This window comes from Actinomycetospora chiangmaiensis DSM 45062, from assembly GCF_000379625.1.
GTDB lineage: Bacteria > Actinomycetota > Actinomycetes > Mycobacteriales > Pseudonocardiaceae > Actinomycetospora > Actinomycetospora chiangmaiensis.
In genome coordinates this window covers 1-14,648 of sequence record NZ_KB903220.1, presented here as the reverse complement: position 1 = coordinate 14,648, position 14,648 = coordinate 1, and the positions used below count along the sequence as shown (strand labels likewise).

Annotated in this window: 7 protein-coding genes and 1 pseudogene; 7 read left to right on the top strand and 1 reads right to left on the bottom strand. The window is 63.6% G+C overall.

Annotated elements, in window-relative coordinates:
• Window position 1 precedes the first annotated feature (1 nt).
• Entirely contained in the window at window positions 2-2,104 is a 2,103-nt protein-coding gene (locus A3CO_RS0108540) for a hydantoinase/oxoprolinase family protein (protein ID WP_018331827.1), read from the bottom strand.
• 190 nt (window positions 2,105-2,294) lie between these two features.
• Between A3CO_RS0108540 and A3CO_RS0108535 the strand changes: the two genes are divergently transcribed.
• From A3CO_RS0108535 to A3CO_RS30935, 7 genes and pseudogenes are all read left to right on the top strand, one after another.
• Entirely contained in the window at window positions 2,295-2,708 is a 414-nt protein-coding gene (locus A3CO_RS0108535) for a hypothetical protein (RefSeq protein WP_018331826.1), read from the top strand.
• Window positions 2,709-4,231: 1,523 nt separating this feature from the next.
• The gene (locus A3CO_RS40330) at window positions 4,232-5,383 is read left to right on the top strand and encodes a DNA cytosine methyltransferase (protein ID WP_051085895.1); all 1,152 of its coding nucleotides are present in this window, start codon (window positions 4,232-4,234) and stop codon (window positions 5,381-5,383) included.
• A gap of 179 nt (window positions 5,384-5,562) precedes the next feature.
• A complete protein-coding gene (locus A3CO_RS30950; RefSeq protein WP_211214422.1) occupies window positions 5,563-7,248 on the top strand; it encodes a hypothetical protein in 1,686 nt (561 codons plus the stop codon).
• 116 nt (window positions 7,249-7,364) lie between these two features.
• Complete coding sequence (locus tag A3CO_RS30945; protein WP_211214421.1) at window positions 7,365-8,789, top strand: hypothetical protein; 1,425 nt, start codon at window positions 7,365-7,367, stop codon at window positions 8,787-8,789.
• A complete protein-coding gene (locus tag A3CO_RS36625) occupies window positions 8,786-13,765 on the top strand; it encodes an ATP-binding protein (protein ID WP_033414095.1) in 4,980 nt (1,659 codons plus the stop codon). Before A3CO_RS30945 ends, A3CO_RS36625 begins: the two co-directional genes overlap by 4 nt.
• A 7-nt stretch (window positions 13,766-13,772) precedes the next feature.
• Window positions 13,773-14,285 (top strand): very short patch repair endonuclease, encoded by a 513-nt coding sequence (locus A3CO_RS36620; protein ID WP_342663153.1) that lies wholly within the window; start codon window positions 13,773-13,775, stop codon window positions 14,283-14,285.
• A 135-nt stretch (window positions 14,286-14,420) separates the two neighbouring features.
• Window positions 14,421-14,648: pseudogene (locus A3CO_RS30935) on the top strand (helix-turn-helix domain-containing protein); the annotation flags it as partial.

The window sequence follows — 14,648 nt, the reverse complement described above, 5'->3', positions numbered from 1 at the left end:
CCTAGGCTCCCTGGGTCCTGCGGATGTGGAGGTTGCCGAGCTCGTCGACGGTGCCGGTGCGGCCGTCGGGGACGACCACCGTCGTCGTCGGGACCTCGATGACGGCGGGTCCGGTGATGACGTGGCCGGCGCGCAGGGTCGTGTAGTCGTAGATCGGGGTGTCGACGAAGCCCTGGCCGATCTCGAGGTAGACGGGCCTGGTGCTCTGGGCTTCCGGCTCTCCGACGGCGCGCTCGAGCGGCGGGAGCTCCGGGCTGAACGGGAGGACGCCGCGGCCGCGGACGCGATAGGTGATGGCCTGGATGCCGGCGGCGGAGAAGCCGGTGCCCTTGCCGTAGAGGTCGGCGTACTTCTGCTCGAAGCGGTTGGCGGCGTCCTGCAGGGCGCCGGCGTCGACGGGGCCGTCGGCGACCGGGACCGTGACCTCGGCCAGCTGCATGGCATAGCGCATGTCGATCTCGCGGACGATCTCGACGCGGTCGAACTTGAGGCCCTGGCGGTCGAGGCCCTGGCGGACCTGGTCCTCGAGCTGGGCGAAGTTCTTCTCGGCGCGGACGGCGTCGACGGGGAGCTGGGCGGGGTCCGAGAGCTCCTGCGCGAGCGCGATGTCGGAGGCAGCGAGGCCGTAGGCGGAGAACGCCGAGGCCACCGGGCCGAGCGGGACGACGACCTCGTCGACCCCGAGGTGGGTCGCGTACTTCGCGCAGAACGCGGGGCCGGAGCCGCCGAAGGCGTAGAGGACGAAGTCGCGCGGGTCGTGCCCGGCCTCGACGACGCTCTTGCGCAGCAGGTCGCCGGTCTGGGCGTTCTGCGCGGCGTGGATGGCGGCCGCGGCGTCCTCGACGGAGAGCCCGAGCGGGTCGGCGACCTTGGCCTTGATGGCTTGTCTTGCCTTCTCGAGGCTGAGCGCCTTGCGACCGCCGAGCAGACCCGTCGTCGGGAGGATGCCCAGGACGAGATTGGCGTCGGTGTTGGTGGGCTCGGTGCCGCCCTGGTCGTAGCAGGCGGGACCGGGGACGGCCTGCGCGCTGTGGGGTCCGATGCGGAGGTTGCCGCCGGCGTCGACCCACGCGATCGCGCCGCCGCCGGAGCCGATGGCGTGGACCTTCAGCGTGGGGACGTTGATCGGATGGTGGTTGATGACGGTGGTGGTGTCGCGCTCGGGCTCGCCGTCGACGATGAGCCCGACGAGGAAGGTGGTGCCGCCGACGTCGGTGGAGATGATGTTCTTGTGGCCGAGCTTCTGGCCGAGCTGGACCGATCCGATGACACCGCCGGTGAGGACCGACCCGACGGTGGAGATGGCCTGCTGCGGGGCCTCGCTCGCGGCGACCGCTCCCCCGTTGGACTGCATGACGAGCAGCGGCCCGCCGAGGCCCTTCTGCTTGAGGCTCGACTCGAGGTTGGCGAGGTAGTCGCGCAGACCGGGTCCAACCTGCGTCGACATGATCGTCGTGGAGTTGCGGGCGAACTCGCGGATGCGGGGGCTGACCTCGCTGGAGAGCGCGACGTAGATGTCGGGGTCGATCTCGGCGACGATCTCGCGGATACGCCGCTCGTGGGTCGGGTTGCGGAAGGCCCAGAGCAGGGAGACCGCGATGGCCTGGATGCCCTCGCTGCGGAGCTTCTCGACCTGGGTGCGGACCTCGTCCTCGTCGAGGGCGACGATGACGTTGCCGTCGCGGTCGATCCGCTCGGTGACCTCGAGGGCGTGCCGCTTGGGCAGCAGGTAGTGGTCCTTGTCCTGCGCCAGTACGTGCTGCAGCTCGTGCGGGGAGCGGCCCAGGTACCGGCCCTCGACGTTCATGATGAAGATCGAGTCGCGGTGGCCCTTGGTGGTCAGGAACCCGACGTCGGGGACCTTGCGCTGCACCAGGGCGTTCAGGCTCGAGGTGGTGCCGTGGGCGATGTGGTGGGTCTCGGCCAGCATCTCCTCCAGCGACCGTCCCAGCTGCTCGGCCAGCAGCTCCAGGACGTCGAGCACGCCCCGAGAGTAGTCCGGAGGTGTCGACGGGGCCTTCGCGGCGATGACCGACCCGGAGTCGTCATCCAAGACCGCGTCGGTGAAGGTCCCTCCCACGTCCACGCCGATCACGTAGGCCATGCGGTGCTCCTCGTTGAAACTCGCTCGTGACCCGCGCCACGACTTTGACGGTGGCGTCGACTATCTGACACCAGCGAAGCCTCGTCAAGGGCGGAGTTGTGGAGCAGCGCGGGTTGGTGCTCGTGGGGCTCGTGTGACGAGCGGCGGTGGGCCATCATCGGAGCCGTCGTCGATCGCCCCGGAGGTAGACGTGCACGCGGAGCTGCTGAGCCAACGCGTCGTCGAGATCATCGAGAGCGCGGCGCTCCCCCACCTCGACAGCCGATCGCTCGTCGCTGCGCTCGCCGTGGTGTTGGCCGGCGCCGGGTTGGTGATCGTGCGGGACTACGCGTTGGGCACGGGAGACTCGCTGCCCCTGCTCGTGGCCGAGCCGTTCCCGCGGGTGGAGGCGTCGCTCGGAGTGGTGCCCGCCCTCGGTAGCGTCGACGGTGCCATGACCGTGCGGCTTCAGCGCTTCGCAGAGCACCCGGCCGTCGATGGCCTCGTCGTCGTGAATGCCCTTCCCGACCCCGTCCCGCGTCCGCGCTCCATCGCTGGCATCCCGCTCCGCGCGGCGGTGGTGGGAGCACGCGCGAACAGCAGCGCCTCGGGGTGCACTAGCTGACGAGGGACTCGATCCAACTCTAGTAGTGCTGCAACCACGCCGGCATACGTTGTCCCGGGTGCTTCAGCGGGAGCCACCGCGCCACGCGGCCGCCGACCCGCACGTGCCGTTCGAGGCCGTAGCTCATGTCGCGGTGTAGAGCGGGTCGCGCAGCACCGGTGACCGTGGCGAACACGTCTGCGGCAGGCTGCCCGAGCGTGTCGACGAGGTCAGCCCCAGAGCCCTGGAACTAGCTGACGATCTCGCTGCCGTCCTGTAGCAGTCGGCGAAGAAGGCCTTATCGCCAGCGATCCTGAGCAGCTCCAGCACGTCGCACACGACCCTGCGTCCCGAGCGCCGTTGCCCGATGACGTCGCCGACCCTCACGACCCTTGCCTGCCGGGGCTGCGCGGCGCACTGTCGGCGAAAGACAGCAGCTTTGAGGCAGATACAGACCTTTGGCCCAGGCTCGAAGGCAACGGTCCAACACGACACCCTCCTGCCCGATCCGGGAACGTCGACGTGGACTCAGCCTCGATCGGGCATCACGGTCGCACGGTCCCCGGCTTGGCCACGATCTCCGCTCCGTCGCTCGCCGCCGGGCGAGGTCGGCCCCTCACAGCTGGCATGATCGACCGCGCAGAGGGCGACCGCAGGGGCGCACACCAACCTGGTTCAGACCTATCGCGCTCCACACGCCGGCTAAACACCGAATGGATCGACGTCCAGCGCGCCCCTCATCGAGGCTGGCCTTCAAGTGCTGGCTGCGATCCGGCAACGTTGCGGACACCGGCGAGCCGCATCTCTCATCAGGTCGATCTCACCCGCCGGCGGTCCAGCGCCAAAGAAGAACACACAGGAGGAGTGGCCTGGAGCCGCACGTCCCGTCGACGGCACCTCACCAGTCAGCGGTGGAGGCACCTCAGGACCCCACTGGGAGTTAACCAGACACCCAGGGCGCCGGACCCCGACTAAGCAGCCCCGCCAACCACGAAGCCTGCCGCCCCCGGTCTGCCAGGTCGTCGCTCGGACGAAGCACCCCGACCTGCGGCGACCGGGAGCCGTACGGCAGCATCACCAGACAGATCCTCAGGGGGGCAAACGTGACGCAATCGCTCCAGCCGACCACGCGCGGGTCGCGGCTCACAGGGGCGCCGGCTCACCGACCTGCCCATCTCTCCGAGCCAAGGACCTCATGCCGCGCTCAACACGCCGCGAGCAGGCTAAGCACCCCCCGTCCCGCCGAGCTCGTGGCCTGGTACGTCCGACGAGCGAAGCGCCCGTCGCAGCGAGACTGTCGGACCCTCGTCCTATGGTGACCTCATGAACTCGATCTTCGCTGCGCCGGCGCTCGCTGGGTCGGGCCGGCTCGTCTCATCGGACGAGCCAGGACCGCCCGCGCGCCACCGGCTAGGGATCGAAGCAGAAAGGTCCGCCCTAACCAATCGGCACGTCCAAGTGACGGAATCTCTATTGCCGCACTTGTTACATGCTCATGCTGCACCACCATCGACTTCTCGAATGCCAAGAAGGGCGGCCTGACAATGGCGCGACGTCAGCAGCGGTACGCCGCAGTCTCGCTCTTCGCAGGCTGTGGAGGGATGGATCTCGGCGCAGAAGCCAGCGGTAGGGCTCGAGTCGTATGGGCCATTGACAATGAACACTGGGCGGTAGAGACGTACCGACACAACCTCGGGAATCACATCGTCGAGGCGGACATAACTCAAACGCCCGTGCCCGACGTGCCCTGCGACATCCTGCTCGCCGGGCCTCCGTGCCAAGATTACTCAACGCTTTGGAACCACGACGGCCTCAAGACTGCGCGAGGTAATCTCTTCCGACAAGTCGCGCGCTATCTGCATCATCTGCGCCCGGCCGCGTTCGTGCTCGAGAACGTCCCCGGTCTCTTGTCAGCCAACCACGGCGCTGCGTGGACCCTTGTCCGGCACGCCTTGCGGGCACCGTCCGCGTTGCAACCAGGGGAGTCCGGACGCGGAGGTGTTCGATACGACCTGACAGCGCAGGTCGTGGACATGGCAGACCTCGGCGTCCCCCAGCACCGGGACCGATTGATCGTTATCGGCGTACGTCGAGACCTCCGGGTACGGCCACCGGCAGTACCGGCACCATTCGCTGACGCCCACAGGACAGTGAGCGAAGTGCTCGACAAGTTCCCACTGGCGGACAACGCTCCGAATCATGAGCTCGGCCTTGACTCACCCGACGTTGTGGAGCGGCTGAAACTCATTCCGCCGGGCGGGAATTACGAGATGATCGACAGCGACCATCCGCTGGCAGTCAAAGGCTTAATCAGTCACGTGTATAAGCGGCTGGACCCGCGGAAACCTGCCTACACCGTGATCGCCGGCGGCGGGGGCGGGACACATGGATACCACCACGTTGAACCACGACGACTGAGCAACCGGGAAAAAGCCCGTCTACAAGGTTTTCCTGACGACTTCGTCTTCCAGCACGGTTGCCGCCCGAACCCACGATCCGCTCGGAGCGCCTACCCGAGAGTCCGGCGCCAGGTTGGGAACGCCGTCCCACCCCCCGCTGCTGAGGTCATCGTAGGCGCTCTGGCCACGCGACTCGCTGAAGCTGGTGTCCCTCCGAGGAGTGCACGCGAACTAATTACTGCTCGGAAGGAGGGTCAGCGCCGGCCTCTCGGCCAGCAGCTGGCGCTGAGCGTATGAACCCACCTCAGGAGCTCGAAGCAGTCGTCGCCCTCCGCACACTCTCCGTCTTCTCTGCTGATCAAGCTGGGGCATATCGCGAACACGCAACGTACGCGAGCTCCATCTTGGGAGACGACGCTCGGTCAAAACTCGCTACTTGGATCGCCTCGTGGACTTCTAACGGACCGAGCGGAGTCGTGGTCCTGACGGGCAATGCGGGCACGGGCAAGACGGCCGTCGCAGAGGCTTTCTGCGAAACGCTCAACACTACGCTACCAAGCAATGACCAGCTCTCAGAGGTGGCCGCGGACAAGTGGGTGGTGAAGGATCTGTCCGGCCTCCCCGATCCACGCGCCCGCGAGGACGCAATGGCATCTGCCCTAACAAAATCGCTCACGGGGCAAGCGTTGGTGTGCGCAAACGAAGGCGTCTTACGAGACACCCTCGAGGGACTTCACGAGCCAGGTCTGCTAGCTAGCCTTGATCTTGCCCTGAGGCATGGCGCTTCCCACCACGACGTTCCCGCCGTCACCTTTGTCAACGTAAACCGTCAGCGCCCAACCGCAGACGGGTTTTGGCAAAGCATTCTGGAATACCTCTTTAGGGACGACCTGTGGCGTGGTTGTGACGGATGCCCTTTCGACTCGGGTGCATGCCCCATGCGCAGCAACGCCGAAAAATTGCGCAGCCCCGTCGTACAGGAGCAAGTAAGAACGCTCCTTCGTCTGGCCTCGGGTGATGCGGTCCCAACTCTCCGCGAAGTCCTCGCGATCCTGTCGTGGGCAGTGGTCGGTGGACATACGTGCCACGAAACTAAGAATAGATTCCGCGATATTGGACCAGAGGCATTTACCGCCAGCGAGGCCTACTACACGCGCCTCGTGGGTGGCGGCCTTCCGGATCACGTGCTGGAAAGGTCTCCCCTCCTCGTCGGACTACGGTCGGCCGGCCTAGGAGAGGTCAGCGATCTAGAGATCGACGGATGGCTTCGCGACAGCACCGGAGCCCCCAGCCTCATCCGCGGGCTCGCTGGAAATCCCCAAGTCCGCGCTCGGGCTGCGGACGGCGACGACCAAGACGTCGCACTAGCAGGCACCGTGTCGGCCCTTGATAGGGTGTCTACTTTGCAGGGTGCAATGACATTCCATGCGCTCGGAGAAATGGTAAGCACTGACGAAGATCCCACTCGCGTCGAGGACGGTCTAGACGCCCTCGTCGGTGGTCGCAACAACGACGCCGCCGGCCAAGTGCTCTGGCGACAGAGGGTCTTCTTCGAAGGCGTAGACCCCATCGGCGGTCCAACCGCTGTGGCGCGCAGGCTGCTGGACTATCGCCATACCGCCGAACTCATTGCCCTAGCACACGACGTCGCAGCAGGGCGGGATACGGTTCTCACCGTCAGGCAAATGGCCCGGGGTCTCAACTTCCTTGTGACTGGGTTCTCGAGTGCAGATGAGGGCTTGATCGTGCCCGACCCGGCCTGCTTGTTCGCTCGAGACCCGGGATCGTTCCGGCCTGCGAGCCCGTCTCTCGTACACAGTCAAATTTCTTTGAACAGACTCTCACTTTCCACCCCCGACCAAGGCCTCGTCGAGGATCTACTAGACGTTGATCACATAGAGGTCGAACTTATTGTTGACGATAATCCTACCCACCTCCTGAGGATCAAACCTCGGATGTACGAGGCGATCTGCGAAGCGGCCGAATACCAAGGTCCTGTTGGGCAAGGAGTGGCTGAGATGAATGATCTACGGGCCTTCTACGGCACCCTAGCGTCCACCTTTGAGCCTGACGGTGGGTTGCGGGTCGCGAATCCCAAAGCCTTGCCACCGACTCTCGTCAACGTCGCTCTTCCTCACTTCACATCCGGCGGTACTGAGTAATGGCGCCTGGATCGAGGAGACTGGCTCCTCGTCAGATAGCGGTCGATCTGTTTGGGCTAGATCCCGACCGCGATGAACGTGCCTCGCAGTTGTGCGCTGAGACGTTGTTGACCCTAGTGCAGAACAATTACACAGCTCCAAGCGTCGAGGATCTGAAGAGTCCCAAGAGACAACTCTTCGCAGTCCGAAGTCTTGCGCTTGAACAGAACTTCTTGTACGGAAAAGACAAAGGCCGGGTAGGCGACGAGGACACCTCGCCGTCCCGCTACGGCGAGCTACTTTCAACTGGTAGCCAAATTCGGGGCTCTGCGCACTTGCAGCTTGCCCAACAGACCTTGATGGGCCTGGTGGACCCGGATACACAGCGCGGCCAGCGTGGTGCTTGGCTACTTCGACCGTTCCACGAGTCCTTGCTCTGGTATGACGCGCGGAAGGCAAGCCCGAGCCGGCACGACTGGTCTGTCCGCAAGGTCTACATGCGTGGAAGCGGGATAACTCTCGCCCGGATGCTTGCGGACGCGGGAAATGTGATGGTTCGCCCCCACGGCTTACGGGCAGTTGACGCAATTCAGCAAGCTCTCAAGACGCCAAGTCCTCTAGCCAAGATCAGCGAACAACTCGAAGCAGCGCTTCCGAGGCAGCATTTCGCCATGGTTGAGTCAGATGAGAAAAACGCCTGGGAACAAGCCCGTGACTCTCGCCTGCGAGACCTAGAAACGCAGGTGTGCCTACACGCGGACGGAGTGATGGGACAGGGGTCTGCGAGCGGCCCAGAAAAGTTGTGGCAACTCCGGACCGCTCTCGCACTCGCATTAGCGATTCACGTGTTAAAAACGGCATGGAGCATTACCCAAACCCCCGCGGCTGATCGCTTCCTCTTACTGAGCTTCGGCGACGACGCCCGAGCCCAAGATCCGGTCCGCCAGCAATCCGAAGATTCGTTTCGCAGGGCCAGGATCCGGCTGGCGGAAGCGACAGTATCAACTCTTGGGCGTCGTATGCGCGAGCTCGGACTGCAAGGCCACAAGGAGTGGGAAGGCGACTTTGAGATGAGGAAGGGCTCCGTCGCAGACGCGCTGCAAGATGTCAGCCATCAACTCCGGCGAATGACGCATCCCTCAGTCGAAGAGAATTATCTCACGTTAGCTCGAACCGCTGTCGAGAACGCTAACTATGGGCGCTCGGAAGACGGCTTTCGAGTCCTCTTTGAATCAATCGGCTTGATCGCAGGAACACGTTACCGTTACCTCACGGCTACTCCAGACCTTCTCGGGGCCCTTGTGGGAGCTCTGTCGACGAGGATGCCTATGTCGAGCCGAGAATTCTTCGCAGCTGTCCGTGATGAATGGGGGTTCGTCATCAATCAGGAAGCGGCCGCTCACACCAGCTTGGCCGGCCAACTTGATGGCGCGGCGTTGGAGCGCAACGCCCGTCGAGCGGAGCGCATGATGTCTGAGGCGGGGCTCGCGCTTGGACTCTCGGACCGCACAACGGTAGTTGGGGAGCGCGCAGCGTGGAGCGGCCGGGAGGTGCGTGTATGAGCACCAGACTTGGTTCCGGCCTTGCCGATCATATCAAGCGTATGAGCGGCAGTTCCCGCTTCATTTTGATCGAGGGTGTGTCAACCGATCTTGCAGAAGGAATGGCGAACGACTGGGACTCGGGCCTTCCTCCATTAGCTATCGTCTCCGACGCCCCAGAGCGGTTCGGACAGTACGCACTCGTTGGCGCGTCAGGGACGGAGCTTCGCAACCGGCGCGGTCGGAATGGGGAATTTGGCGTTGTGCTTGTCCTGTGTGAAGGTCAGCAGGTGCCGGACCGGCAGTCCCTCACTCTATTCGAGTCCATCTCCCCCAGCGTCCTGCTTGAAAGCGCCGAGGGTCTGGCTGTGCTAGCAAAGCAAAAGCCGCCCGTTGCGCTCGACGGTCCGGTGCGAGCGGTCCGGGATGCTCTGCTTAACTTGGGTTCCGCTCGCCGTCCAGGGGCAGCGTCGGTGGCCTCCTACTTTGATAGGGTCGCGGCCGGCACCGACCCGTTAAAGGCTCTAACATTCCTAGGCGCGTACGCAGATCACTCGACGGGAGAACGAGTTGACAGTGACCGCATAATCGATAATTTAAATCTCGCGCGTCAGCGCACCAGCGAGGACGTTTTGCGGCCCGTCGCTTACGCCGAACTACGCCGACGAACTGAACGCGTGCTGGCTCGTAGACCGGCGTTGCGTCAGGGCGACGCCGCCACCGTCGAGGCTAATCGAGTTATGGCGCTTCTCCAGGCTGGGGACGACCGCCTTCTGGAAACACTTCAATTCGATGAGGCTCGCGAAATCTTCGAGCAGCGGAATTTGAAGCTTCCTGCTGCAGTAGCTACAGAGGTTGCCGACTACCGCAACCGTCTATCATCGGCAAGCCAAGCTGCAGCGCTCCCCTGGGACAGTTACGTGGCTCAGACGGAGGACCTCCGTCGGGGTCCACGTCAGCGCGAAGCCGCCCAGTCGTTCTGCGACTTGGACGACGGACAAGAACAAAAGCTTTTCTCAAAGAAGACCCGTGGCGCTCTTGAACGTCTCCTCCGAGACAAGTCCGTCGACGGAAGTCGGCCATCGTGCCCCGAGGCTGCGCTGGCAAGAGCAGCTCAGCAACTTGGTGGAACTTTCATTCAACGAGTGCAAGTTCTTTCTCCTACTCTATCGTCTCCTCCCGCCCGCCCGACGCGCAGCAGTGCAGGTCAGCAGGTGACGCTCGCCTGCGCTCGGTTGCGACTGGGCGCATTGCTAAGAAAGTGGAACCAGACAGGCGGAGAAATAGATGGGCTCCTTCTGCAGCCAGCCGACACGAACATTGATCAAGACGCATTTGTCAATGCTGACCTCAGTCGATCCGATCTCCCTCCGCTGCAGCTCCGCGTCTACGGTGAGGGCGACGGCAATACTGTGCAGGTGGACTGGCGACCCGACCTAGACGACGTTGCCACTCTTCGGGCCGCAATGCTCTTTGCTGAAAGCCCCACTCTTACGCTCGCAATGCGATCAGAACCTAGTCTCGCAACGTTCTGCACCGGCTCTGACGCGGACGCGCCAACGGGGATAGTCCCGCCTACGGAGCTCCTGCCCGTGGCTCAGCAGCTCAACGCACTTGCGCGGAATCTGCTGGAGCATGGCCTTGACTCAGCGCGCTTGCAATCCTGGTGCGCGGTCTGGGAGGAAGCTTGTAACGATCGGGAGAAGGCGAGGAGAGACGACGATTCGGAACAGCTCACCCTCGCAGGTGCAGTCGTCGGTCCAATGCCCGACCAAGGTGTCGCTCTAACTCCGCTGGCTCCGCTGAAGGCCGAGTGGCTCGGCCAATATCACGACGCGCTGCGCCGGATGCTTGTCGACGCCGAGGAGCCGGAGTCGGAAGTGCTCCGTCCTGTCGTCGCGACAGTCGGTGGAATCGCCCGCACAACCGCCGCCCACTATCCACCGTTTCTCCGCCTGCGCACTCGCGATCGCGCCCTATTGCCTAGTAACGAAGGTAGGGTCTGGAGCCTATACGGTGGAAGCTCTCCCTCCGACGACGGTGGTCACGCGGGTTCCGCTTTGGAGGGTGTCCTCGGGCGGCTCCTGGCTCTCCAGCCGGAAGCCGCGGGACACTTGAAGTGCCTCACCTGGGGACCGGGTGCCGCAGACCTTCTTGTGCACCGGACAGTGCAGATGCTCGGCCGCAAAGTTGGACGAGCCGTGCTCGGCAAGGTCGAGATCTTTTGTATCGGTAGCTCGCACGACGACCGGCCTCGGTGGGAGACGCTCCACTGGGCGGACGATGAGCTTCGTGGGCGACGGCACACTCTGGAGCTTCGCTACGTCGACAGCTTGGACGAGGCGGCGCAATTGATCCGCCCCCAAGGTAGCGAGGCTCCGGCTGCCCACCTCGCCTTAGTCACCGGCCTAACCGAGGGCGGTAATCGGCTACAGGTTGAGTCCCCGGAAGTCGACCCCCCGTCCGACGACGACGAAGTGCTATTCGCTCCTCGCACGTGGCAGCGCGCCCGTCAGGAGCGGCGAACACTTCTAATGCCCCCGGGAGCCACCGGTCGCGCGCAGACGTGGTTGAAGTTGCAGAACGCGGTCGACGAGGGTTGGCCGGAGCCGGGCGATCGCATCCGAGTACCCGAGGTTCGTACAGGCACGCTCGACATCCGGGAGCAGCTGCAACAACTACATGATCTTGCGTTATGGATTGCCACACTTGACCGCTATGCAACACGTGACAGTCTGGAGCAGGCCCTCGGAGACGAGATAGCAATTCTGCACCAGGAGAAGCGCCTTGGAGGCGACAGCCCGCTGTCCCTTGTCCTAAGCCAGAAATCGGGAGGACCGGCGGATCGCGCTATTGGCAGGAGTTTGCGCACCGCTGGGATAGTCGCGGACCCGGCCATAGCCTTGAACGTTGGGACGGATATCCGCAAGGTAGCGAGCCAGGGCTACGGGATTCTGGCCCTCCAGGCCGCCACTACCGGCGCGGGAATCAACGAACTTGTTGGCCACGTGGTCGCATTTAGCCTACTCGCGACAACTGCCACGCCGTGGCCCCTGCCCCCTGGCTGCAGGGTCCTTCTTGTAGGCCTCGACGAATATCGTCACTGGTTCCCAGGTAAGAGGGGGGACCTGCTCGCCCTAGCCCTCGACAGCGAAGAATGTGGTGTTCATGTCGCTGTTATCGAGGTTAAAGCTCGGCGGAGCGACGAAACAGACGCAGGGAGTGGAGCCCTCGACCAACTGCAGCAGACCTTAGCCGCTACACGCTGGGCTGCGTATCCCGAGGCGGGCTCGGTTTATAGTCGCCTATGGCTCAATCGGATAACGGAAGCGGCTTACGCCGTCGCCCGCGAGTCGCGCTTTCGGCTCGATAAGCGCGAAATTGCGGCGCTTGAGGCATTCCGGCGCGGTAACGGTACTCTTGAGTGGGCAGGGATTGGTCTGGTCTTTGGGCCACACTTGGAGCCATCGAGCAGGCACTACCCGCAGCAGGTCGCGGGCGACATCGTGCCCGTAGTCCTCCAGAACGTTCAACTCACGCAGTCACTCCTCGAGCAAGCGACGCACGCTAACCTGACGACGCTCCGTACAGTGGAAGCGACCTCGGCGCCGCTGCAAGGCGGGCGTACCAAACGGAGGCCAGAGGCACGGAAACAGCCGGAAGCAGCCGCAGTTGATCCTGCCGAGACGAATGGCAGGGAGACGGAAAGTCGTATCTTTGATGGAGGTTCCTCAAGTGCTCCGGAAATAGACCGCCCGGAAGAGACGGTCCACGCCGGTAATGCAGTAATCGAAGTAGTGGCCCAGGCCGACGCAGAGCCCGTCCCCGACGACCCATCTACTAACGCCGCCGACCTCGGCTCTCCGAGACCAGAAGACGGTCAGGTGGGCTCCGACCGCACAATCGACGTCGCCGGTTTCGCAGCTCCAGTTCTCGGTTGGGACGCCACCACAGGCGAGGAGATCCGATGGCATCCCGCAGGACCAGGGCAGGACGTCCTGCAGAACGGTCACGCGGAGATTTGGGGATCCTCTGGAATGGGCAAGACTCAGTTCGTGATGAGTCTACTGGGCCAGCTGTCTCATCTGAGCGGAAGCAAGTTCGGTATTGCGGATTTCAAGAATGATTATAGTGACGACGCGGGTTTTCCCTCGTTTGCGGAGGCCGAGTTCCTCGACCTCTGGAATACGGGAGCTCCGTACAATCCGCTAGCACTCGAATCAGACTCAGACCGCGCTGTTGAGACGGCGATCATTGCGCTTCGCGACACGGTCGACGAAGCCACCCGCTCGTTTACTCGGATGGGCGTTCGGCAACGGCAGAAGCTCGTGTCGGCGTTGCGCTCCGCTTACCAGACGGCAAGGACTGAGGACCGATGGCCAACCTTGCTGACTCTGGACGATCGTCTTGACGACGACTTGGCAGGTGTACTAGGGGACCTTACCCACTACGAATTGTTCCGCGCTGGTCCGCCGCTTGGAGACGTGATTGACCGGAACGTCGTCTTTGGGTTGTCCCACATCCCAGGTAACGGGCAGACCACGATCTTAGCGGCCGGCTTCATCTTGTCCGCACTCTTGCTGAAGGTGCAGGACCTTCCGCCAGTCCCCAACACGGTGCGATATGTGGCTGTGGTGGACGAAGCCCATCGAGTGAAAGATTTCAGAGCGCTGCAGACGATGATTCGCGAGGGTCGCTCGAAGGGCCTCGCCGTCGTCCTAGCGACGCAGCAACCACTCGATCTGCCAGAAGTGGTGGCAGCGAATGCTCAAACCAAAATCTGCTTTGGCCTGCCAGATGCAACAGTGGCGACGATGGCAGCTCGCAAACTCGAGCCGGACAACCCTCGCCTGACAGACCAGATCCGCAGTCTTGGAGTGGGCGAGGCGTATGTCAGCCTGCGAGGAAGCAGGCCACGCCTAGTGCGTATGGCACAGGCGCACCGCGACGCCCACCAGCTTGGCCTGCCGCGCCTGACCCCAACTACACGGCATTAGCTTTACAGTGAATAGTGCCGGTCGTCCTGCGTCCGCCATACGTTACCCCCAGGGGGGACAGTCAAATTCCTGGGCTAGTTCTGCGGACGTTCGACGTCGCATGCAACGACAACCCACACGGGATACGGGTCCTGAATTAGCTCTTCGGAGAGTGTTGCATGCTATTGGACTGAGGTATCGAGTAGACGTGTCGCCGATAAAGTCACTACGGCGGAGAGCTGACATCGTCTTCGGCCCATCCCGTGTGGCCGTATTCGTCGACGGCTGCTTTTGGCACGGTTGTCCAGTTCACGGACGAAGACGCACGCACGCCAACTCCGAATACTGGACATCGAAAATTGCCTCAAACGTGAAGCGCGATCGTGACACGGACAACCAGCTAGAATCTGCAGGATGGGTGGTTATCCGCGTTTGGGAGCACGAGTCGGCTTCGGAGGCAGCCCTAGTAGTCGAGGCGGCAGTGAAAAGACGTAGAGCACGCTTCGCGCGGTCCTCGAATTCTGCCAGCAAGAGCCAGTGATGTGTGGCGTCTCAGGACCTGGTTGACACTCTGGCATCAGGAGATGCTTGACACCCTTCCCTCCGGATGATCTTGCTTCCGCGCTCTGTTCGAGCGGGAGGAGATCGGGTGGGTGAGGGCGCCGACTAGTGGGTCGAGCGGCGGTACCGGGCGGTTTTGGAGGTCCGGGACGGGGCGCCGGTGGCGGAGGTCGCCGACCGCTACGGGGTGTCCCGGCAGACGGTGTACGGGTGGCGGCGGCGGTTCGACGAGGCCGGGGTGGCNGGGCTGGCGGACCGGTCACGGCGCCCGCACCGCAGCCCGTCGCGGACCCCGGCGGCGGTCGAGGCCGAGATCGCCGGGCTGCGCCGCGAGCACCCGCGC